Annotated in this window: 18 protein-coding genes; 11 read left to right on the top strand and 7 right to left on the bottom strand. The window is 66.8% G+C overall.

Features of this window, described 5'->3' with window-relative positions; translation table 11 throughout:
- Nucleotides 1–13 precede the first annotated feature (13 nt).
- The 5 genes from ACTRWG_RS10975 to ACTRWG_RS10955 all read right to left on the bottom strand — a co-directional run bounded on the left by ACTRWG_RS10975 (nucleotide 14) and on the right by ACTRWG_RS10955 (nucleotide 6,941).
- Nucleotides 14–1,540, bottom strand: a complete 1,527-nt coding sequence (locus ACTRWG_RS10975; RefSeq protein WP_462829319.1) for a bifunctional aminoglycoside phosphotransferase/ATP-binding protein — start codon at nucleotides 1,538–1,540, stop codon at nucleotides 14–16.
- A gap of 99 nt (nucleotides 1,541–1,639) precedes the next feature.
- Nucleotides 1,640–2,485 (bottom strand): universal stress protein, encoded by an 846-nt coding sequence (locus ACTRWG_RS10970; RefSeq protein WP_462829318.1) that lies wholly within the window; start codon nucleotides 2,483–2,485, stop codon nucleotides 1,640–1,642.
- A gap of 126 nt (nucleotides 2,486–2,611) precedes the next feature.
- Nucleotides 2,612–5,236, bottom strand: coding sequence for a cation-translocating P-type ATPase (locus ACTRWG_RS10965; protein WP_462829317.1), 2,625 nt, complete (start codon nucleotides 5,234–5,236; stop codon nucleotides 2,612–2,614).
- 143 nt (nucleotides 5,237–5,379) lie between these two features.
- Nucleotides 5,380–6,690: a type II toxin-antitoxin system HipA family toxin gene (locus ACTRWG_RS10960; RefSeq protein ID WP_462829316.1), complete on the bottom strand. Its 1,311-nt coding sequence runs from the start codon at nucleotides 6,688–6,690 to the stop codon at nucleotides 5,380–5,382.
- Nucleotides 6,690–6,941, bottom strand: coding sequence for a helix-turn-helix domain-containing protein (locus ACTRWG_RS10955; RefSeq protein WP_027233781.1), 252 nt, complete (start codon nucleotides 6,939–6,941; stop codon nucleotides 6,690–6,692). Before ACTRWG_RS10955 ends, ACTRWG_RS10960 begins: the two co-directional genes overlap by 1 nt.
- A 214-nt stretch (nucleotides 6,942–7,155) precedes the next feature.
- Between ACTRWG_RS10955 and ACTRWG_RS10950 the strand changes: the two genes are divergently transcribed.
- Nucleotides 7,156–8,817 (top strand): mechanosensitive ion channel family protein, encoded by a 1,662-nt coding sequence (locus ACTRWG_RS10950; RefSeq protein ID WP_036796755.1) that lies wholly within the window; start codon nucleotides 7,156–7,158, stop codon nucleotides 8,815–8,817.
- Here the strand turns inward: ACTRWG_RS10950 and ACTRWG_RS10945 are convergent.
- Both ACTRWG_RS10945 and ACTRWG_RS10940 read right to left on the bottom strand, forming a co-directional pair.
- Nucleotides 8,814–10,292 carry a UdgX family uracil-DNA binding protein gene (locus ACTRWG_RS10945; protein ID WP_462829315.1) on the bottom strand — a complete coding sequence of 493 codons (1,479 nt, stop codon included), beginning with the start codon at nucleotides 10,290–10,292 and terminating at the stop codon, nucleotides 8,814–8,816. The two genes, ACTRWG_RS10950 and ACTRWG_RS10945, sit on opposite strands and share 4 nt — an antisense overlap.
- Nucleotides 10,292–11,527: a putative DNA modification/repair radical SAM protein gene (locus ACTRWG_RS10940; protein ID WP_027233784.1), complete on the bottom strand. Its 1,236-nt coding sequence runs from the start codon at nucleotides 11,525–11,527 to the stop codon at nucleotides 10,292–10,294. The genes ACTRWG_RS10945 and ACTRWG_RS10940 overlap by 1 nt, the downstream gene beginning before the upstream one ends.
- A 103-nt stretch (nucleotides 11,528–11,630) precedes the next feature.
- On the opposite strand from ACTRWG_RS10940, the gene ACTRWG_RS10935 reads away from it, so the two are divergent.
- The 10 genes from ACTRWG_RS10935 to ACTRWG_RS10890 all read left to right on the top strand — a co-directional run bounded on the left by ACTRWG_RS10935 (nucleotide 11,631) and on the right by ACTRWG_RS10890 (nucleotide 20,536).
- Nucleotides 11,631–12,416 carry a hypothetical protein gene (locus tag ACTRWG_RS10935; protein WP_259973181.1) on the top strand — a complete coding sequence of 262 codons (786 nt, stop codon included), beginning with the start codon at nucleotides 11,631–11,633 and terminating at the stop codon, nucleotides 12,414–12,416.
- A 96-nt stretch (nucleotides 12,417–12,512) separates the two neighbouring features.
- Complete coding sequence (locus tag ACTRWG_RS10930; protein WP_462829314.1) at nucleotides 12,513–13,244, top strand: ZIP family metal transporter; 732 nt, start codon at nucleotides 12,513–12,515, stop codon at nucleotides 13,242–13,244.
- Nucleotides 13,245–13,360: 116 nt separating this feature from the next.
- The gene (locus ACTRWG_RS10925; RefSeq protein WP_154667618.1) at nucleotides 13,361–13,522 is read left to right on the top strand and encodes a hypothetical protein; all 162 of its coding nucleotides are present in this window, start codon (nucleotides 13,361–13,363) and stop codon (nucleotides 13,520–13,522) included.
- 245 nt (nucleotides 13,523–13,767) lie between these two features.
- Entirely contained in the window at nucleotides 13,768–14,979 is a 1,212-nt protein-coding gene (gene repA, locus ACTRWG_RS10920; protein WP_462829313.1) for a plasmid partitioning protein RepA, read from the top strand.
- Nucleotides 14,976–15,995 (top strand): plasmid partitioning protein RepB, encoded by a 1,020-nt coding sequence (repB, locus tag ACTRWG_RS10915; RefSeq protein ID WP_462829312.1) that lies wholly within the window; start codon nucleotides 14,976–14,978, stop codon nucleotides 15,993–15,995. The genes repA and repB overlap by 4 nt, the downstream gene beginning before the upstream one ends.
- Before the next feature lie 181 nt (nucleotides 15,996–16,176).
- Nucleotides 16,177–17,424, top strand: a complete 1,248-nt coding sequence (gene repC / locus ACTRWG_RS10910) for a plasmid replication protein RepC (RefSeq protein ID WP_462829311.1) — start codon at nucleotides 16,177–16,179, stop codon at nucleotides 17,422–17,424.
- A gap of 111 nt (nucleotides 17,425–17,535) precedes the next feature.
- Nucleotides 17,536–18,456 carry a DnaJ C-terminal domain-containing protein gene (locus ACTRWG_RS10905; protein WP_462829310.1) on the top strand — a complete coding sequence of 307 codons (921 nt, stop codon included), beginning with the start codon at nucleotides 17,536–17,538 and terminating at the stop codon, nucleotides 18,454–18,456.
- A 4-nt stretch (nucleotides 18,457–18,460) separates the two neighbouring features.
- Nucleotides 18,461–18,760 carry a chaperone modulator CbpM gene (locus ACTRWG_RS10900; RefSeq protein WP_027233734.1) on the top strand — a complete coding sequence of 100 codons (300 nt, stop codon included), beginning with the start codon at nucleotides 18,461–18,463 and terminating at the stop codon, nucleotides 18,758–18,760.
- Between the two features lie 3 nt (nucleotides 18,761–18,763).
- Nucleotides 18,764–19,486, top strand: a complete 723-nt coding sequence (locus ACTRWG_RS10895; RefSeq protein WP_027233735.1) for a DUF5765 domain-containing protein — start codon at nucleotides 18,764–18,766, stop codon at nucleotides 19,484–19,486.
- A gap of 69 nt (nucleotides 19,487–19,555) precedes the next feature.
- Complete coding sequence (locus ACTRWG_RS10890; protein ID WP_462829309.1) at nucleotides 19,556–20,536, top strand: zinc-dependent alcohol dehydrogenase family protein; 981 nt, start codon at nucleotides 19,556–19,558, stop codon at nucleotides 20,534–20,536.
- Nucleotides 20,537–20,539 lie beyond the last annotated feature (3 nt).

Here is a 20,539-nt window from a genome sequence, read left to right as displayed (position 1 = left end):
CAATCGGTCCGGATCACGCCGGGAACAGGGTGTCCTGCACCAGCCCGGCCACCTGTCCGGCCTCGCCGCCGCAGGCGATCCGGGTCCAGCCGGCCGGGTCCGCGCTGCGCTTCAGCTGCGCGTGCAGCACATCCGCATCCGCATCCGAGGCATCGCCAGTGCGGGCGGCGATCCGCTGCTCCAGCACGGCAGGATCAGCATGCAGCCAGATGCCATCAAAGGGCACCCCCAGCCGCGCCGCCAGCGCCTGCGCCTGTTTCCGGTAACCCGCCTCCAGAAAAGTCGCATCAACGATAACGCTGTGGCCGGCGCGCAGGGCATGCTCTGCCAGATCCAGCAGCCGGGCGTAGACTTTTGCGGTGACGTCCGGGCCATAGCCTTCGGCCGGCAGCCGGTCCAGCGGGGCGGCGCCGAACAGCGCCTTGCGCTCCACATCGCTGCGCAGGTGCACCGCGCCGGGCGCGGGCCGCAGCAGCGGCGCGACGCGCGCGGCAACCGTGGTTTTGCCGGTGCCCGACAGCCCGCCAACCGCCACCAGCCTTGGCGGAGCGGCGGCAAGGCAGTCCGCCGCCAGATCCAGATAATTGCGGGCATCCCCGGCAGCCTCGTCGGAGCCGCTGCCGGCCATCCCCTGCACCGTGACCATCGCCCGGATCGCGGCCCGCAGCGCCATGAACAGCGGCAGCGCGGCCAGCCCGCCGAAATCCCTCCCCGCCTGCAAATAGCTGTTCAGCGCCGCATTCGCCTGCGCTGCCGCGCCCCGGTGCAGCAGATCCATCAGCAAAAAGCCAAAGTCATAGAACACGTCGCAGGTGCCCAGCCGCTCATCGAACTCCAGCGCGTCAAAGGGCACCGGCCTGCCGTTGATCATCACAAGGTTTCTCAGATGCAGATCCCCGTGGCACCTGCGCACATAGCCCGCGGCTGAGCGCTCCGTGAGACGCGGCGCGGCCTGCGCAAAGACCTGTTCGGCCCTGTCCAGAAATGCCTCCACCCTGCCGCGGCCCAGCACCGGCTCCATGCCGTCAAAGGCCTCCCGCAGCTCATCTATGATCTCCCGGATCAGCACGGCGCCGTCGGCACCCCGCCTCTCCGCATCCGCATGATAGGCGGCCACCGCACTGCCAAGCCGGGCGGCCAGATCAACGGTCAGCCCGCCGGCATCGGCGATACGGCTCAGCTCCGCCTCCCGCGGGAACCGGTGCATCCGCAGAACGTACTCGACCGGAGCCCCCGCGCCGTCCAGCGCCAGCCCCCCCGAGGCGTCGCGGGTCACCGCAACCACCCGGTCATAGATTTCGGGGGCTGCCGGGGCATTGAGGGCAAGCTCGCGCTCCAGCACGGCCTTGCGCGCTTCAAGCGATGAGAAATCCAGATAGCTGTAGCGCACCGCCCGCTTGATCTTGAACGCCAGGCCGCCGGTCAGGAACACATGGGCGGAGTGCGTCGTGACCACTTCAACGGGCCCGTCAGACCCATAGGCTGACGGGCTGCTCAGAAAGGCCACCGCTTCGGCCTGCTGGGTTTCTCCCGGATGCATTGGCTTACCCCCGTGGCAGATTAGCAGCGCCGCCTTCCTGCCGCCTTGAGCAAGGTCAAGCGGCGGCGGTACGGGCTTGGCAAAGACGGCACTGCCGGATCAATGGGCAAACAGAACCGGCAGGTCTGTCTGTTCGATCATCGTCCTGGTGGTGCCGCCGAACACCGCCTCGCGCAGGCGGGAATGGCCATAGGCGCCCATGACCACCAGATCCGCCCCGGCTTCCCGCGCCCGGTCCTGGATAGCGCGGCCGACATCATGCCCGCTGCTGAGAAATTGCGAGACGGTCACAGTGCAGCCGTGGTGGCTGAGCCATGCCGCGGCATCCGTGCCGGGGTCCTCGCCGTCCCGCTCGTCTGTCAGATCCGGGTCAAAGCACCCGATGACAACCTCCTGCGCGCGGCGCATCCAGGGCAGCGCCGCATGGGCCGCGCGGGAGGCGGCCAGGCTGCTGTTCCACGCCAGGAAGATGCGGCTGCAGCTTGCAAACGGCGCGCTGTTCAAGATCACCGGAACCGGCGACTGGAACAACAGGCCGTGCAGCGCCTCCCGGAAGACCCCGTCTTTTTCCCTGACCCCCCCGGCGAACCCGGCAATGTCGCAGGACATGGCGCGGCGCGCGCACAGCAGCCGGATTTCGGCACCCGCAGACACTGCATACTGAACGTCGCCGGAACAACCGCTTTGGGCCAGCAGCCCGTTAATTCCGGCGGCCCGGGTTTCTATCGCCGATTTCGACTCCGCGAACCGGTCAACCCAGTCCGCCGGCATCGCCGCCGAGCCAAAGGCGGTTGCGCCGGACATGAAGTAGGGCCGGGCAGGCAAAGTCTCCAGCAGCAGGCAGGCCAGATAGGCGTCCTGTGTCCGGGCGGCCTCGGCTGCGGCGGTGACCGCCGCATCGCTGGTGTCTCTGCTGAGCACGATAAGAGAGGTTTTGCGTTGCATGGCGGGCCTCCGGCAAATGGATCGCGGCAGGCGGGCATGCACACCGCGCCAGTCAGTAGATCAGGTCTGCACGCGGATGCCATGATCCCGATCAATCAGGCCCCCGATCATTCAGGCCCCGATCATTCACGCCTGTGCGACGGCCCCCCCCTGCTGGCGGCGGCTGGCGAAATAGCGCAGCGTCTTCAGGATCTCGGGCACCAGCAGGATGGGCAGCACCAGCAGGCCGATCAGCATCCACTGGTCGCTTTGCAGCGGCACCGTGTGCAGCAGCGCCTGCAGCGGCGGCCAGTATACCGCCGCCACCTGCGCCCCGATGGTCACCGTTAGGGCGGCCAACAGGAACGGGTTGGTGAAAAAGCCGATCCGCCAGCACGGCAGATGCAGCGAGCGGAAGGCAAATACGCTGGCTTTTTCAAAAATGACCATGGCGGTAAAGGCGGCGGTGCGGGCCAGATCCTCGTTGCCGTCCAGGAGGTGCAGGAAAAGCCACAGGCTGGCGAGCCCGGTATAAAGCCCCAGCGCCAGAATGGTCAGCAGGCCGGCTTTCCCCACAATCGGCGTGTCTTTCCTGCGCGGGGGATGCTCCATCTGATCCGGCTCGCCCTTCTCCAGCCCCAGCGCCACCGCCGTCACCCCGTCGGTGACCAGGTTCATCCACAGAATCTGGGTCGCCAGGAAGATCAGCGGCCCGCCGATCAGGATGTTGATCAGCAGCGCAATGACTTCGCCAGCATTCGAGGACAGCAGGTAGCGCACGAACTTGCGCACATTACCGAACTGCCGCCGCCCCTCGCCGATGGCCCGCACGATGGTGGCGAAATTGTCGTCCAGCAGCACCAGGTCAGAGGCATCCTTGGCCACATCGGTCCCCCGCACCCCCATTGAAACACCAATGTCGGCCTTCTTGAGCGCTGGCGCGTCATTCACACCGTCGCCGGTCATCGCCACAATCTGATGCTGTTCCTGCAGCGCCGACACGATCCGCATCTTGTGGGCAGGCCGGGTGCGGGCAAACAGCACCTCCCCCTGCAAAAGCTGGCTCAATCCGGCGTCTTCCAGCGCTTCCAGCTCATCGCCTGTGACCGTCCTGGCAGGCGGCAGGCCCAGCTGGCCGGCAATCGCCTGCGCGGTCAGCGGGCTGTCACCGGTGATCATGATCACCCGGATCCCGGCGGAGCGGGCCGCGTCGATCGCAGGCCGCACCTCGGGCCGCGGCGGGTCGATCAGCCCGGCCAGCCCCAGGAAGGTCAGATCCTCTTCGGCAATAACCTCCCCCCGGGCCGCGCCTGCGGCCAGGCCAATCACCCGCAGCCCCTCCCCCGCCATCGCCTCATAGGCGGCAGTGATGGCATCGGCCTCCCCGGCGCCCAGGCTGCGCGGGCCGTCCTGGGTCATCACATGGCTGCAAATCCGCAGAACCTGCTCCGGCGCGCCCTTGGTCAGGACCTTGGCCCCGCCACTGCGGCTGCGCACCAGCACGCTCATGCGCTTGCGTTCGCTGCTGAAGGGGATTTCCGCCAGCACGCTGTCCGGCGGCGGCAGATCCGCCCAGCCCTTGTAGCCCAGGGTGACCAGCGCGCCCTCGGTGGGGGCACCGGTCATCTCCCAGTGATCGCCTTCGCGGTGCAGGCTGGCGTGGGTGCAGGTCAGCCCGGCCTCCAGAATGGCGGCCAGCACAGCATCCTCCTTGGCACCGGTGACCGCGCCGTCATAGGCGATATGGCCGGCCGGGTCATAGCCGGTGCCCGTGACCTGATAGACACGGTCCAAGGTCCAGACCTGCGTCACCGTCATCTTGTTTTCCGTCAGCGTGCCGGTCTTGTCGGTGCAGATCACCGACGCCGCCCCCAGTGTCTCCACCGCCTGCAGACGGCGGGCCAGCGCCTGCTGGCGCACCATCGCCGCCGCCCCCAGCGCCAGGGTGATGGTGACCACCGCGGGCAGCCCCTCGGGCACCATTGCCACCGACAGCGACAGGCCGGTCATGAACATCTCGGCCACGTCGCGCCCCATATACAGCCCAAGCGCCAGAATGGCGCTGGCAATCGCCAGGGCGGCAAATCCCAGCTGCCGGGCCAGGCGGCCCAGCTGCACCTGCAGGTTGGTCTTCTTCAGGCCAACCGAACCCGTCAGCGAGGCGATCTTGCCGAATGAGGTCTGCGCGCCGGTGGCGGTCACCTCCGCCAGCGCCCGCCCGGCGGCCACCACGGTGCCGGCGTGAACCTCGGCGGCCTCCGCGCCGGGGGCCTTGTCGATGGGAACGGATTCGCCGGTCAGGGCGCTTTCATCCACCCGCAGCCCGGCGGCCTCCTGCACAATTGCATCGGCCGGGATCCGGGCGCCGGCCTCCAGAATGACAAGATCGCCGGGCACCAGCTCGCGCGCCGCAATCAGCCGCTCGCGCCCGTCACGCAGCACCAAGGCCTGCGGCGACAGCATGCTGCGCAGACTCTCCAGCGCAGTTTCCGCCCGCCATTCCTGCACGAACCCCAGCACCCCGTTCAGCGCAATCACCAGCCCGATCGCCAGCGTGTCGGCATATTCGCCCAGGGTAAAAGCGATGATCCCGGCCACGATCAGGATCACCACCAGGAAATTGCTGAACTGGCGCAGGAACACCCGCAGCGGCCCGGCCCGCTTGGCCCTCGGCAGCTCGTTCCAGCCGTATGTGCGGCGGGCGGCCTCTGCCTCCTGCTGTGTCAGCCCGGTCAGTGCCAGGCTGCTGCCTTGCTGTTTGGTGTCTGCCATGCGTTCCGCCCTCTGGCCCCCGTCAACGGCAGCCGATTTCAGGCACCCCTGTCAACTGTCCGCGTCAACCGCCGGTTTCACGCTACAGAACCTGCCGCGCCTTTGGCCATGCGGCGTTTGATGCCCGCCCCGCGGGCAGCCCGTCAAACCGCGCTCAGCAGCCGCGGCAGACGCTGGTCGAACCCGCGCTTCACCGTCGCCGCCAGGGTTTCGGGGAAGCCCTCCGGCATCTCCGCCAGCGCCGCGGCAAAGGCCGCCTCCCCCTGCGCGGCAATCTGGCGGAATATCTCCCCGATCTGCGCGCGCGAAAAGCCCGCCGCCAGCCCGGTCTCCGCAAAATGCCGCCCGGCGATGTCCGAGACCCGGTAATGCCGGTTCTTGCCCGCGCGCATCGCCAGCTTCATGTCCTTGGCCTGCAGCTGCCCGGCCTCCAGTGACGGCTGCACCGTCAGCACATCGTAAAGCGGCGTCAGGGTAAACCGCCCGCCCGGCATCAGCGCAATGCTGAAGTTCTTGGCATGGCCGTCCGTCGCGCCGATCAGCCAGAACAGGACTGCCGCCTTGAAGAAATTTGCCCGGTCGCGCAGCGGCTCGTCGCTGCCTTGCAGCAGGGCGCAGATATCGGCGATGCCGGGGCCGCCCTCGTTCTGGTACTTGCGCGCCGGCGGCACCGACAGCGCCTGGCAGCAGTCCTCCTGCGGCAGCCGCAGCAGCCGCCCGTCGCGCGTCCGCAGCCGGTCGAAGCGTTCGATCACCAGCGCCTTGGTGCCCGCAAACTCCGCAATCTCTGTCCGCGCAACCGGCAGGCCGAACCCCGCCATCAGCCGCAGGCAGAAATGCTCGTTCTCGATGCTGTCTGTCAGGTCCATGCCATTGGGCAAAGTGCCGATCGCCGACTTCAGAATATGCGTGGTCGGCGTTGTGCCGGCCGGTTCGATCCATTGGCCGTCCTGATACAGCAGCGCGGTCTTCTCCTGCGCGCCCGCGACCGAAATCCGGAAATCCCGCTCCCGCCGGATGCCCAGCGGCGTCCGCCCCAGATCGCTCAGCAGCGCGGCAATCTCCCCGTCGGTCAGCGGCTCGCCCGTCAGGGTGCCGCTGTCCTGCGGCAGCTCGCCTTCGGGCAAAAACTGCAGCGCCCCCACGCAGTCGCGCCCGATCCGCGCCAGCAGGCTGTAGGCGTCCAGCCCGTCCGCGCCGACCCGTTCGGCCACCCGGCGGCGGATGCCGTCATCGTCGGGCAGCAGGTTGTCGAACACCGCAATCACCGGCGGTCCCGCATAGCGGTCCGGACGCAGCGGCAAGGACCGCGACACCGGCAGCGCGTTCTCCCACGCCAGCCACTCCGGCGCATAGACAAAGCCAAACGCCCCGTCCGGCGCGCGGTAAAACTGCCCCGTCCGGCGGCCGTTCATGTAAACATCCAGCGGCGTATAGGTGCGCTTGCGCCCCATCAGAAGATATCCTCCAGATCGCCGGGCCGCATCTTGCTGCGCGGCGCGACGCGCAGTTCCAGGTCAAGCGCCGCCAGCAGGTCAAACACCGTCTCCAGCTTGGCACCGCTGCTGCTGGTCTCGATGTTGGACACCGTGCGCTGCCAGACGCCCGCGCGCGCCGCCAGCTCGCCCTGGGTCAGCCCCTGCGCCTTGCGCGCATTGCGCAGAACGGTGCCGATATCCTTGGGAGTGCGGGCAATCTGATCCATGAGGAGGCTCCTTTCCCGGAGAATATGATCAATGGATCATATTCCGTCAATATGCGCTGGGGATCATAAACCATAAATATACTGCTAAGATCATAAATCGCACTTATTATCTATAGATCATAACGGGCGGCAGCACGCGCCGCCAGCATCCGCCCCGCAGCGCGCGCCTGAACCAGCAGCGGAACCAAACAGCTGGCTGCTGCGTTGACCTGCCATGATAAAAACGCTGCTGCGGTTCCTGGTTCCCCTGCTTCTGATCGCTGCGCCGCTGGCGGCGCAGGAAAAAAGCGGCTGCGACAGCAGCCGCTGGTATTGCGTCTCCGGCCTGAACACGGGCCTGCCGCAGCCCTCCACGCTGATCAACCGCGAAACCCCCCGCGCCACCATCGAAAGCCTGATTGCCGCCGCCCGCGAAGACGCCTGGACCGAGGCCGCGCATCTGCTCGATCTGTCCGGCATTCCCGAAGTGCAGCAGCTCGCCGCAGGCACCGGGCTGGCGCGGCAGCTGGAAACCGTGGTCAGCCGCAAGACGGTGATCGACTGGGATATCATCCTCGACCGGCCCGACGCGCTGGACGCGCGCGCCTCCTCCGACCGGGCCATGGCCGGGGAGCCGCGCAAGTCGCTGCTGCTGTGGACGCTGGAGCTGGACAACCGCCCCGTGGCAATCCGGCTGAACCGGATCAAGCCGGAAGACGGCGCCGCTGTCTGGGTGTTCTCCCGCCAGACTGTCGGCAACATCCCGGCCCTGTTCGCCCGCTTCGGGCCGGGCCGGTTTGAAAAGATGCTGCCGGACGCGCTCAAGGAAAATGCCGCCTTCGGCTTTAAATGGTGGGAGGTTCTTGGCCTGCCGCTGCTGCTTGCGCTTTCGGCTGGCGCCGGCTGGCTGGTGTGGAAGGGCATGGGCTGGGCCGCCCGCAAGGCCTCGCATCAGGTTGTCACCGACACCCTGCTGTCGATCCGCGGCCCTGCCAGTATCGGCAGCGCGACGCTGGTGGCGCTGGCGATCGGCTCCTATGCCTTTGTGTTTTCCGGCCAGATCAGCACCGTTCTGCCGCCGCTGGCCTGGCTCGGGCTGGCCGGCTCAGGCCTGTGGCTCGCCATCAACAGTGTCGAGGCGGTTCTGGACCGGCTCACCTCCTTTGATGAAACCGACCTGACCCAGCGCCAGGAGGATCACAAGCGCACGATGGCCACCCGGCTCGCCGCCGCCCGCCGCGCCTTTGTGGTGGCTGCGGTGCTGATCGGCGGCGGTATTTTCCTGAGCCAAAGCAACATCTTCCAGAACCTCGGCTTTACCATTCTGGGCACCGCCGGTGCCCTGACCCTGATCCTGGGCTTCGCCGCCCGCCGGGTGCTGGGCAATATCATCGCCTCGCTGCAGATCGCGCTCAATCAATCCGCCAAGATCGGCGACCGGATCGTCTATAACGACTACCTCTGCCACGTGGAGCGGATCAATTTCACCTACGTGCAGCTGCGCGACTGGGACGGCACCCGCCTCATCGTTCCGGTGGAGGAGTTCATCTCCACCCCGTTTGAAAACTGGACGATGAAAGAGCCCAAGATGCTGCGCATCATCAAGCTGAAATGCGCCCATAATGCCGATGTGGACGCGCTGCGCGAGGCGTTCGACGACATCGTCGGCAAGCTGGACAAGGAAGAGCTGGGCGATCCCGATGACGCCAAGGTGCGGGTGGCCGGGCAGGATGTGTTCGGCAAGGACGTCTGGTTCGCCCTGCCCTGCGCCGACCCGAATACGTCCTGGGATGTCGCCTGCAAGGCCCGCGAGATGATCATTGCGGCCGGCAACCGGATTGCCGAAGAGCGCAATATCGACATCTTCCCCGAGGTCCGCCCGGCAGAGGCCGCCTAAGCCGCCCCCTGCCCCGCCTCCCCTGCCTGAGCTGCCGGAAGCGCCAGCCCGGCCCGTTCCCGCGCCGCCGCCAGGTCGCTGCGCAGCAGTTCGCGAAGCTGGACTTGGGCGGCAGGGTCCGGCGTGCGCAGGATATGCGCCGGATGCAGCGTCAGCAGCACCGGCACCCCCTGGCGGCCGGTCTCCACCGTGCCACGCCGCGTCATCAGCTTGCCGCCGTTCCCGGTCAGGGCCAGCGCCGCGGTGGCGCCTATCGCCACGATCAGCCGCGGCTTCACCAGCTTAACTTCGGCATCGAGCCACCACCGGCACCGCTGCACCTCGCCCGCGTCCGGGCGCTGATGCAGGCGGCGGCGGCTCTGGGGGCGGAACTTGAAATGCTTCACCGCATTGGTCAGATACACCGCCTCCCGCGCCACCCCGGCTTCGGCGGCAACCGCGTCCAGCAGCTGCCCGGCGGGGCCGACAAAGGGCCGCCCGGTCAGATCCTCGCGGTCGCCCGGCTGCTCCCCCACCAGCATCAGCGCCGCATCCTGCGGGCCCTCGCCCGGCACCGCCTGGGTCGCTGCGCCATGCAGCGGGCAGCGGGTGCAGCCCGCCAGCGCCGCCGCCAGACCGTCCTGCGGCCCGGCCCAATGCTCCGCCGCCGCCTGCTCTGCCGCTGCCTGCACCCGTGCGGTGCGGGCGGGCGGCAAAGTCGGCGCCGCCTCCGCCATTGCCCGCGCACGGGCCGGCGCGGTGGCGATCAGCTCCGGTATCGCCGCCGTCTCAGGCATGTTGCGCCAGTACTTCTTGGGCATCTCCGACTGCATCGCCTTCACCTTCAGCCGCGCCGGGTTGAAGATGTTGCGGAAATACGTCAGCCACAGCCCCTCGCTCGCATCCTCCGGCAGGCCGGGCTTGGGCGCGCCCGGCTCAAACCGCAGCACGCCGCCCTCGAACACCGCGCAGACATCCGGCGTCAGGATGCGCCAGTCCATGTCCCCGAACCGGCGGGCAAAGAACGGCGCCGTCGGCTCAACCGTGCGGTGCTCCGGCTCGAACCAGGCGGCAAAGCTGCGCCGCGCCGCCTCCGGGCTGCCGGTCTCGCGGAACCGGACAAAGGCCTTCATCTTGTGCTGGCAGCGGTGCACTGCCTTTTCCATCCGCCGCAGATGCGCCAGCTGCGCATCGCCCCGGTCGCTCATCAGCTGGGGCGAGTCCCTCAGCCGACACAGAAACGCATAAAGCCGGTCAAACCGCGCCGGATCCGAATGCCAGGCGACACTCTCCGCCAGGCTCACGAAACTCCGCGGCACCGCCACCGGGCGCGCCGGCGCGGGCGGCGCTGCAGCCGTGTCAAACAGCCCCGCCTCCGCTTGCGCGCCGCAATGCCAGCGCAAATCCTCCGGCGGCACCCCGGCACTCAGGTAACCGCGCGCGGCGTCCCGCCAGGCAGCCGCGGTGCCGATGGAGGGCAGGCGCACCACCTGCATCAGAACAGGCTCAGCTGCTGGGGCGGCGGCGCAAAGCGCGCCCGCAGATCCGCCGTGTCCGCCAGCGCCCCCGGCGTCCAGCCAACCGCGGTGATAAAGGGCCGCGCCTTCTTCAGCAGCGCCCCCATCCGCTGCAGGTCTTCATAGCGCAGGGCGCGGTGCCGCCGGGTGCTGAGGATCCGGTTCACGGTCCGCACCCCGAACCCCGGCACCCGCAGCAGCTCCTCGCGGCTGGCCCGGTTCACATCCAGCGGAAACAGCCCCCGGTGCGCCAGCGCCCAGGCCAGCTTGGGGTCGATCTCCAAATCCAGATTGCCGTCCGGCGCCGCACTGGTGATCTCCTCCACCCCGAACCCGTAAAACCGCAGCAACCAATCCGCCTGATACAGCCGGTGCTCCCGCACCAGGGGCGGGCTGACCAGCGGCAGCCGGGCCGAGGCATCGGGGATCGGCGAAAACGCCGAGTAATAGACCCTGCGCAGCCCGTAACTGCCATAAAGCCGGGTGGACTGCCCCAGGATCACCGCATCGCTGGAGCCATCGGCCCCCACAATCACCTGCGTTGACTGCCCGGCAGGCGCAAACCGCGGCGGCCGCTTGCCGGTGTGGCTGCGGTCCTTGGCGGCCTCGCCGCGCAGCCTAACATCGGCCATCGCCTTGCGGATCTGCTCCGGCTTCTTCTCCGGCGCGTGCTGGCGCACCGAGGCATCGGTCGGCAGCTCAACATTGATCGACAGCCGGTCTGCCAGCCGCCCGGCCTCGGCAATCAGCTCCGGCGCCGCGTCGGGGATCGTCTTCAGATGGATATAGCCGCGGAAATTCTCCTCCTCCCGCAGCTTGCGGGCGATCTGCACCATGTCCGACATCGTCGCATCGGGCGAGCGGATGATGCCCGAGGACAGAAACAGCCCCTCGATATAGTTGCGCCGGTAGAACTCCACCGTCAGCTTCACCACCTCATCCGGCGTGAACCGCGCCCGCGGCACGTTCGACGACACCCGGTTTATGCAATAGGCGCAGTCGTAGATGCAGAAATTGGTCATCAGGATCTTCAGCAGGCTGATGCAGCGCCCGTCCGGCGCATAGGCATGGCAGATCCCTGCGCCCGTGTTCGACCCCAGACCCTTGCCATCGCGCGAGTCGCGCTTGCTGGACCCGGAGGAGGCGCAGGAGGCGTCGTATTTTGCCGCATCGCTCAGAATCGCGAGCTTGTCTTGAACACTCATCTTGGACATATGTTCTTATAATGTTCTCATTCCCGGATTGACAAGGCCACGCCCCCGCAATGAACGGAATTCCGCCGGGAACCCAAGCGGGGGGTATTTGCGTTTCCTAAGTATGGGCCTCGCCATTCTGGGAATATGCACGCTGCTGGTCGTCATTACCGACTTCCTGCTGACGACTGTTGCAATCACCGACCGCAAGCTGCCGTCCAGATGGATTTCGCGGGGCAGCTGGCAGGCGCTGCGCAGACTTCTCCCGCACACGGCGGGCGGACGCACCGTTATCGGCCCGCTTGTCATGTCGTCCATCGGCGCTTTCTGGATTGTCAGCACCGCCCTGTCCTGGCTGCTGATCTTCCAGGCGTCCCAGTACGCGGTGGTGTACTCAGACACCGGACAGCCAGCCGGTTGGCTTATGGACCTCGGATACGTCGGCGAGGCACTGTCCACCCTTGGCGGCGGCAACAGCCAGCCCGGATCCGCGGGCTGGGAACTGACGACTGTCCTCGTCGGGGTCAACGGCATGATCGTGCTCACCCTCTCGGTAAGCTTTGTCCTGAACACCACCCAGACCGTTGCCGCCGGGCGCGCGTTCCTGGCCCATTCGGCGGCCAGCCGGGACTTGGCGGGCGAACCCGCCAGCGACCTCAAGCCGCTCGCGGATCTTGTCGCCTCGCTGAACAGCGTTCCGCACGCCCTGTATTACTCCTCCCCGGACCCCGCCCTGCGTCTGCCGGAAGGCCTGGAGCAGTTCGCCGTCAACTGGCTCGAGCACAGAGGAGACCTGCGCGGCCTGCGCACCATCCTGAACGGACTGCCGAATTTTGAGGTGCCTGACGAAGCGGACGACCGGGAATTCCTGACCCGCCTCCGGGACTGGTCAGCGGGGTTCACCTTCTGACCGCTTTTTTCTGACCGCCCTCGCGGCGTGTGGGGGACAACGCCCAGGCCCCCTGCCCCGCGGGAACTTTTGCCCGGCGGTCTGCATTACCCTCCTATGATTGCAGCCAGTTTTGCCTTTGCCGCCCTGTTTGCCGCCATTCACCTGTCCATCGGGTGGATGACCTTTCTCGACCGGACCCCCCGAAGCAGGTGGCTGTCGGCCGCAGGCGGGGTGGCCGTCGCCTACGTGTTCCTCCACATCCTGCCGGAGCTCGCCGCCCACCAAAGCATCTTCTCCGAAGAGCTGGAGCTGTCCCCCGCCAAGGCCGAGGAGGCCGTCTACCTCTCGGCGCTTGGCGGTCTGGTCCTGTTCTACGGTCTGGAAAAACTGGTCAAAAGCGCCCGCCGCAAAGACACTGCCGGCGGCCGGGGGACAGCACCCGGCAGCGGTGATTTCTGGCTCCACACCGGCTCCTTCGCGCTCTACAACCTGATCACCGGCTATCTGCTCACCAACCGTGAAACCGCGGGTGCCTGGTCCCTTCTGGCCTACGGGGTGGCCATGTCCCTGCATTTCGTCACCACCGACTTCGGCCTGCGCCAGGACCACAGCCACAAATACGACCGCACCGCCAGATGGATCATCGCCGGCGCGGTGCTGGGCGGCTGGGCGCTCGGGGTGAGCGTGCATCTGCCGGAGCTCTGGCTCGGCTTCCTGTTTGCCTTCCTGTCCGGCGGCATCATCCTCAACGTCCTCAAGGAGGAGCTGCCGGAGGAGCGCGACAGCCGCTTCTGGCCGTTCGCCGGCGCCGCACTGGTCTGCGCCGCCGCCCTTCTGGCCGCATAGCAGGGGACGGCCGCGGGGAACCATTCCCGCCGCCCCGCGTTGAGTCCGTGCCGCCCGCGCAGCTGCCAAAACGTCCCGCGGCAGCCCGGCGGCCGGCCATTGACAAGGAGGATCCCATGACCAAGCAGCAGCCGAAACACGATGTCATCGAAGGTCTGAAAGGGTCGGAACAGCACCACCCGCTGAAGAACCAGCCCGGCGAAAAAGGCGACCCGGACCACACCGATCCGAAGTCCGGAAAGTCCGAAGCCAAGGACAAGGACAAAGACGAAGACTGACCCCGCCGCCCCGCGCGGCCTGAACTTCTGACCCTGGGCGCCGCCGCGAACCCGCTTCGCGGCCCGGCGCCCGGCCCCTTCCGCCCCTCCTCGATCCTGCCAACTATAGAAAACGCTTGCACGAATCCCGCTCTTTGGCCAATAGTCACGGAAAAGAGGCGGTAAACGCCAATTTCCGTGAACACGCCAGGCGGCAAAGACACGGGTAAAAGGCAGAGCGGCGCAGATGGCAGGCACAAGGGCAGATGGATCATACATACACACCTGAGGATCTCAATGCGGTGATCCGCCAGCATTCCGAATGGATTGCCGCCCAGCTGCATGCGCAGCGTGAGAGCCTGTTCCCCCCGAATGCCTCCAAGACGATGCGCAAATTCACCTCCGGCGAGGCCGCGGCCCTGCTCGGGGTCAATGATTCCTACCTGCGCAAGCTGCATCTGGACGGCAAGGGCCCCTCGCCCGAACTGACCGCCGGCAATCGCCGCCAGTACTCTGCCGAGGACATCCAGGAACTGCGCGAACTCTTGGAAAAAACCGCCCGCAAGCCCGGCGACTACCTGCCCGGTCGGCGGGTCAGTCCGGAGGGCGGCGAGGGCTATGCCGATCACATGCAGATCATCGGCGTGATGAACTTCAAGGGCGGCTCCGGCAAAACCACCACCTCCGCCCACCTGGCGCAGCGGCTGGCGCTTAAAGGCTACCGGGTGCTGGCCATCGACCTCGACCCGCAGGCCTCCCTCACTGCCCTGCACGGCGTCCAGCCGGAGTTCGACCTCAAGGACGGCGGCACGCTCTACGACGCCATCCGCTATGAGGACCCGGCCCCGATCGCCTCGGTGATCCGCAAAACCTATATCCCGAATCTCGACCTCATCCCCGGCAACCTCGAACTGATGGAGTTCGAGCATGACACCCCCCGCGCCCTGGCGCAGGGCAGCGCCGGATTGTTCTTTTTCCGCGTCAAAGAGGCTCTGTCACAGGTCGATTCCGACTATGACGTGGTGGTGATCGACTGCCCGCCGCAGCTCGGCTTCCTCACCATGTCCGCACTCTCCGCCGCCACCGGCGTGCTGGTCACCATCCACCCGGAAATGCTCGACGTGATGTCGATGTCGCAATTCCTGCGCATGACCGCCGATCTGATGGACGTGATCGCGCAAAGCGGCGCCGACATGAGCCACGACTGGATGCGCTACCTGCTGACGCGCTACGAGCCGTCGGACGCGCCGCAGAACCGCATCGTCGCCTTCCTGCGCACCATGTACGGCGACAAGGTGCTGAACGCGCCAATGCTGAAATCCACCGCGATTTCCGACGCAGGGCTGACAAAACAGACCCTGTACGAGGTCGAACGCAGCGCCTTCACCCGCTCCACCTATGACCGCGCGGTCGAAAGCCTGAACGCGGTCAACGATGAAATCAGCCAGCTCATTCAGGAAACCTGGGGGCGCTCATGACCAGCAGCAAGAAATCCCGCCTCTCGATGCTCGACAGCCTGGCTGCGGCCGGTGCTCCGTCGGCCGCCCCTGCCCCGGCCGCCTCGATGATGTCCAGCAACCGCGCCCTGCGCTCGGCCCGCGACGCGGTGGATTCGCACCGGGTCTGGGATCTCGAGCCGCATCAGATCGAGGACACCCGCGTCCACGACCGGCTTGACCCCAGCGATATCCACGACCTGCGCGACGCGATTGAGGCAAACGGCCAGACCGTGCCGATCCTGGTGCGCCGTCACCCGTCGGAGGCCGACCGCTATCTGCTGGTCTACGGCCGCCGCCGGCTGGAGGCGATCCGCGCCTCCGACAAGGTTACCAAGGTCCGCGCCCTGGTCGCCAGCCTGGACGATGACGCCGCCGTGCGCGCCCAGATTTCGGAGAATATGGCGCGCCGTGACCTCTCTTTCATCGAAAAGGCGCTGTTCGCGCAGGAGCTGGTGGAAAACGGCTTCGGCAACCAGTCGCAGGTTGCCGAGGTGCTGACCGTCACCAAATCCTCTGTCTCCATGGCCATCGCCATTGCCGAGGCGATCGGCCCCGACCTGATCCGCGCCATCGGCCCGGCCCAGGGCATCGGCCGCCCCCGCTGGGACGCGCTGGCCAAGGCGATCGCAGACACCGGCGCAGACCGTGACGCGCTCATCCGCATTGCCGAAAAGGAATACACCAGTTTTGCCGTCGACGCGGTGACCGAAGGCTCGGAGGCTGCAACCGCCGACCCCTCGGTGCTGGCGTTTGAGGCGGTGTTCAGGGCCGCGGTCCCCGCCGCTGCCCCGCAAGACGCCAAGCCCGCGAAAAAAGCCCGGACGCTGACGCAGCCGCTCACCGTCGATGGCCGCCGCAGCGCCACCCTGCGCCGCACCGCCAAGGGCGTCAGCCTGGAACTCCCCGGCGGCAGCTTTGCCGACTGGCTGGAGGCCGAGGCCCAGAATGTGATTGAAGAGCTTCACGCGCGCTGGCAGTCGCGCGGCGAAGAGTAATATAAAACAATAACTTAGGAGGCACAGAGCAGGCAAAAAAGAAGGCCCCGCAAAGACGACGCTCCACGAGACCAACTTGTTTCTAGCACCTTCAAGTTAGTGGCCGGAGCCGACAACCGCAAGTCCAATGTGATTCGCGGGCCGCTGTTTTTTTGTCTTTCGTGATGATGACATGGGATATATGCCCCTCACGCCTTTCGGGCGAACGGTGGATGCTGTCCTGCTGAAACACCAGCAGACCGCCGCTGACGGATCTTCTATACTCAGCACCGTCAGCAAATGGGACGCGCTGCGCGAGCTGGCTGCCAGCCGCAAGACCTATGGTCTCAACGACCGCGACCTCTCGGTGCTGCAGGCGCTGCTCAGCTTCCTGCCCGGCAAGGACATTGAACCGCAGCCCGGCGTCACCGTGGTGCACCCCTCCAACCGTGCAATCTGCGAGCGGCTCAACGGGATGCCCAATTCCACCATGCGCCGCCACATGGCCAAGCTGGTCTCAGCGGGCCTCCTGGTCCGCCGCGACAGCCCCAACGGCAAACGCTATGTGCGCCGCTATCAGGGGGACCGTGTCGCCTACGGCTTCGACCTCTCCCCCCTCGCAGTCCGCTTTGCCGAGTTCTCGGACGCAGCAGCGGCTCAGCGCGCTGAGGAGGCCCGTATCAAGCAGCTGCGCGAAACCGTCAGCCTGATGCGCCGCGACCTGTTGAACCTCGCCCTCTGCGGCGCTGCGGACTATCCTGAGGCCGCTGTCTGGAACCAGTTCCACGACCTCGCCCATCTGACCGCCCGCGACCTCCGCCGCAAGCTTGGCGCGGAAGATCTGGAAGCCCTCCAGGCCCGCCTCGCCGCCGCTCTGGCTGAGACGAAGCGCCTGTTAGAACCTGTCTTTGCAGAAGAACCGGGCACCAGTGACGCCCGAAATGAGCACCACTATCAGAATTCAAAGAAAGACTCATTTGAATCTGAACAGACCGTTACGGCAGCGCACGCAGGGGCTACGGAATCGAAGGACGAAACCGGGTATGCTGAGAAACGTTCAGCAGACAGGTCCGTGCACCGTGAAACCCCGCCCCAGCCGCCAAAGGCCCCTGCCCCCAGCGGACCAAGCCTCCCGCTCCGCCTGATCCTAGCCGCCTGCGGTGAGATCCAAGGCTATGCCGGTGGCACCATCCGCCACTGGGGAGACCTCCTGCGCGCCGCCGATACCGTGCGCCCGATGATGGGAATCTCCACGGCTGTCTGGGAAGAAACCAAATCCGCCATGGGCGCTGCAGAAGCCGCAACCGTGGTCGCCGCCATGCTGGAACGGTTTTCGGATATCCGCTCCCCCAGCGGCTATCTCCGGCACCTCAGCGCCAAGGCGGTATCGGGACGCTTCACCAGCGCGCCCATGGTCATGGCCCTCACCCGCCGCGGGGCGGCAGCATAGTTCACAGCTGTGAACTCCCCGCAGCAGTCCCGGCTGCTATGATCCGGATCAACCCGCCGCCGCCTGCGGCATGGCACACTGCGGACGCAATGGCGCGGGGAGAGCTGTGGCATGGAATACAGGGACTACTACAAAATTCTCGGCGTCGCACCGGATGCCGAACCCGGCGAGGTCAAGCGCGCCTTCCGCAAACTGGCGCGCAAGTACCACCCGGACATCAATGAAGGTGCCGAAGCAGAGGCGAAGTTCAAGGACGTGAACGAAGCCTACGAAGTGCTCAAAGACCCCGAGCGCCGCGCCGCCTATGACCAGCTGGGCACACCCGGGTCCGGATCCCAGGACAGCTTCCGCCCGCCGCCGGGATGGGAGGGCGGGTTTGAGTTCACCGGCGGCGGCCCGGAGCGGGCGGAAGCCTTCAGCGACTTCTTCGAGTCCCTGTTCCGGCGCCGGGGGCAGCCATTTGACCGGCCCGGTGCAGACCAGCACGCCCGCCTGCAGCTGGACATCGAGGACGCCTACCGCGGGGCAACCCGGGTTCTGGCGCTTCGGGTGCCGCAGGCGGCGCCGGATGGCTCGGTGCAGCTGCAGGATCGCAGCATCACGGTGCATGTCCCGAAAGGCATCCTCGAGGGCCAGCACATCCGGCTGCCGGGTCAGGGCCTGGCGCCGCTGGGCGGAGGGGCGCCGGGGGATCTGTTTCTGGAGGTCAGCTTTGCCCCGCATCCGGTGTACCGGGCGGATGGCAGGGATCTGTATCTGGACCTGCCCGTGGCCCCCTGGGAGGCTGCGTTGGGCGGTAAGGTTATGATGCCCACGCCCGATGGCAAGGTCGCGCTGACCGTGCCTGCAAATGCCCGCAGCGGCCAGAAGCTGCGGCTGAAGGGCAAGGGGCTGCCGGGCACGCCGCCCGGGAACATCTATGCCACGCTGAGGATCGTGAACCCCAAGGTGACAACGGAGGAAGCGCGCAGGGTCTTTGAGCAGATGGCCCGGGAGGTGCCGTTCAACCCGCGTGCCGGTATCGGAGGATAGACGCATGAAACCCGCAACCGCAAAAACTGCAGTTGTTGTCAGCCTGTCGCTGGATGAGCTGTGCCGGTTTTGCCAGGCCGACAGAAATTGGGTCATCGAACTGGTCGAACACGGGGTGCTGGAGCCCGAAGGGGCCTCAGTCCAAAGCTGGCAGTTCCACAGTGTGAGCATTGCCCGCGCCAAGAAGGCGCGGCGGCTGAACCGGGATCTGGGCGTCAACGCCGCAGGGGTGGCGCTGGTGCTGGATCTGCTGGCGGAACGGGAAGAGATGCTGCGGCGGCTGGCCGTGCTTGATGACCGCTAGCGGATGTGCTGGAGCCTGGAAGCCTCGGCCGTGATGGCGGCTGCCGGGACCGCCGCGGCGGTGGTCTGCTGGCGGCAGGGCCAGCCCTTGGCGGTCTGGGGCGCGCTGGGGTACTTCACGGTGATGGAGGTGCTGCAGATTGCGGGGTACCTGAGCGTCGATGAGTGCAGTTCAGCTGCGAACAAGGGTTCCACGCTTCTGTCCTATCTGCATATCGCCTTCCAACCCATTGTAATCAATGCCTTTGTTCTGGAATTGGTGCCCAGTGCCGTCCGGCGGCGCTGCCGGGTCTGGGTGCTGGCCCTGAGCTGCGCTGCGGCGGGGGTTATGCTGCTGCAGCTTGTGCCGCTGCCCGCCTTGGGGAGCTGCGCGCCGGGGGCGCCGTTGTGCGCTGAGGTGCTGTGCACCGTGTCCGGAAGTTGGCATATCGCCTGGAATGTGCCCTATAACGGGCTGCTGGTGCCGGTGGACCGGGCGTTGGGGGTGCAATCCGGCTTTCCGGCTTACATGGCGGCGGTGTTCCTGATGCCGCTGGCCTATGGGGCGTGGCGGTTTGTGCTGGTGCATGTGCTTACCGGGCCGGTGCTGGCCTGGATGCTGACCAGCAACCCCAATGAGATGCCCGCCGTCTGGTGCCTGTTTTCCATCGTGATCCTGTGCATCGGGCTGAGCCCCTGGGTGCGCGGTGCCGTTTCAACCAGCAGTTGGTGGGGCGTGCGGGTTTGACGGCGGGTTGATCCTGATCACTGCGCCGGGAACTGGCTTGCGGTATTCTGAAATGCGGGGAGACGCAGAATGCGTGCAATGGTTTTCCATAAGGCAAAGGAGCCGCTGCGGCTGGAGGAGATTGCCGAGCCGGAACCCGGACCCGGGGAGGTTCTGATCCGGGTCGAAGCCTGCGGCGTGTGCCGCACCGATCTGCATATCTTTGACGGTGATTTATCCGGCCCCAAGGTGCCCCTGATCCTGGGGCATGAGATTGTCGGTCGTATCGCGGCCCTGGGCCCGCAGGCTGAGGGGCTGGAGATCGGCCAGCGGGTGGGAGTGCCCTGGCTGGGGGCCACCTGCTGCCACTGCCGCTATTGCCGGGAGGGGCAGGAGAACCTGTGCGATGCGCCGGAGTTCACCGGCTATACCCGCAACGGCGGTTTTGCCGAGGCCTGCGTGGCGGATGCGCGCTTTGTGTTTCCGCTGGGCGGCGGCGATCCGGTTGCGCTGGCGCCGCTGCTGTGCGCCGGGCTGATCGGCTATCGCAGCTACCGCATGGCGGGGGCGGGCCTTAATATCGGGCTGTACGGGTTTGGCGCTGCGGCGCATATCCTGACGCAGCTGGCGGTCTGGCAGGGCCGCAAGGTGTTTGCGCTAACGAAGCCGGGCGACAGCGAAGCGCAGGCGTTTGCCCGCAGCCTGGGCGCGGCCTGGGCGGGCGGGTCTGATGAGCTGCCGCCGGAACCGCTGGATGCGGCGATCCTGTTTGCGCCCGTGGGCAGCCTGGTGCCTGCCGCCCTGAAGGCCGTCCGCAAGGGGGGCAGGGTGGTCTGCGGCGGCATCCACATGAGCGACATTCCCGCCTTTCCCTATGCCGATCTGTGGGGCGAGCGGCATATTCTGTCGGTTGCCAATCTGACCCGGCAGGACGGCGAGGACTTCCTGCCGCTGGCCGCCGAGGCGGGCGTCGCCACTGAACACCGGGCCTATGCGCTGGACGAAGCCAATCAGGCGCTGGAGGACATGCGGCAGGGGCGGCTGCAGGGGGCTGCGGTTCTGGTGCCCTGATCC

Source organism: Leisingera sp. G5_S3_59_S7 (genome assembly GCF_054968485.1).
The sequence above is the reverse complement of the archived record's forward strand: the minus strand, read 5'-3'. Positions and strand labels throughout refer to the sequence as shown.

What these genes read in the sequence shown, in the direction of transcription:
- repA (WP_462829313.1), top strand. Translation starts at nt 13,768, where the DNA reads ATGGATCATACATACACACCTGAGGATCTCAATGCGGTGATCCGCCAG.
- ACTRWG_RS10895 (WP_027233735.1), top strand. Translation starts at nt 18,764, where the DNA reads ATGTGCTGGAGCCTGGAAGCCTCGGCCGTGATGGCGGCTGCCGGGACC.
- repC (WP_462829311.1), top strand. Translation starts at nt 16,177, where the DNA reads ATGCCCCTCACGCCTTTCGGGCGAACGGTGGATGCTGTCCTGCTGAAA.
- repB (WP_462829312.1), top strand. Translation starts at nt 14,976, where the DNA reads ATGACCAGCAGCAAGAAATCCCGCCTCTCGATGCTCGACAGCCTGGCT.
- ACTRWG_RS10905 (WP_462829310.1), top strand. Translation starts at nt 17,536, where the DNA reads ATGGAATACAGGGACTACTACAAAATTCTCGGCGTCGCACCGGATGCC.
- ACTRWG_RS10970 (WP_462829318.1), bottom strand. Translation starts at nt 2,485, where the DNA reads ATGCAACGCAAAACCTCTCTTATCGTGCTCAGCAGAGACACCAGCGAT.
- ACTRWG_RS10925 (WP_154667618.1), top strand. Translation starts at nt 13,361, where the DNA reads ATGACCAAGCAGCAGCCGAAACACGATGTCATCGAAGGTCTGAAAGGG.
- ACTRWG_RS10950 (WP_036796755.1), top strand. Translation starts at nt 7,156, where the DNA reads ATGATAAAAACGCTGCTGCGGTTCCTGGTTCCCCTGCTTCTGATCGCT.
- ACTRWG_RS10940 (WP_027233784.1), bottom strand. Translation starts at nt 11,527, where the DNA reads ATGTCCAAGATGAGTGTTCAAGACAAGCTCGCGATTCTGAGCGATGCG.
- ACTRWG_RS10945 (WP_462829315.1), bottom strand. Translation starts at nt 10,292, where the DNA reads ATGCAGGTGGTGCGCCTGCCCTCCATCGGCACCGCGGCTGCCTGGCGG.
- ACTRWG_RS10975 (WP_462829319.1), bottom strand. Translation starts at nt 1,540, where the DNA reads ATGCATCCGGGAGAAACCCAGCAGGCCGAAGCGGTGGCCTTTCTGAGC.
- ACTRWG_RS10930 (WP_462829314.1), top strand. Translation starts at nt 12,513, where the DNA reads ATGATTGCAGCCAGTTTTGCCTTTGCCGCCCTGTTTGCCGCCATTCAC.
- ACTRWG_RS10955 (WP_027233781.1), bottom strand. Translation starts at nt 6,941, where the DNA reads ATGGATCAGATTGCCCGCACTCCCAAGGATATCGGCACCGTTCTGCGC.
- ACTRWG_RS10935 (WP_259973181.1), top strand. Translation starts at nt 11,631, where the DNA reads ATGGGCCTCGCCATTCTGGGAATATGCACGCTGCTGGTCGTCATTACC.
- ACTRWG_RS10890 (WP_462829309.1), top strand. Translation starts at nt 19,556, where the DNA reads ATGCGTGCAATGGTTTTCCATAAGGCAAAGGAGCCGCTGCGGCTGGAG.
- ACTRWG_RS10965 (WP_462829317.1), bottom strand. Translation starts at nt 5,236, where the DNA reads ATGGCAGACACCAAACAGCAAGGCAGCAGCCTGGCACTGACCGGGCTG.
- ACTRWG_RS10960 (WP_462829316.1), bottom strand. Translation starts at nt 6,690, where the DNA reads ATGGGGCGCAAGCGCACCTATACGCCGCTGGATGTTTACATGAACGGC.
- ACTRWG_RS10900 (WP_027233734.1), top strand. Translation starts at nt 18,461, where the DNA reads ATGAAACCCGCAACCGCAAAAACTGCAGTTGTTGTCAGCCTGTCGCTG.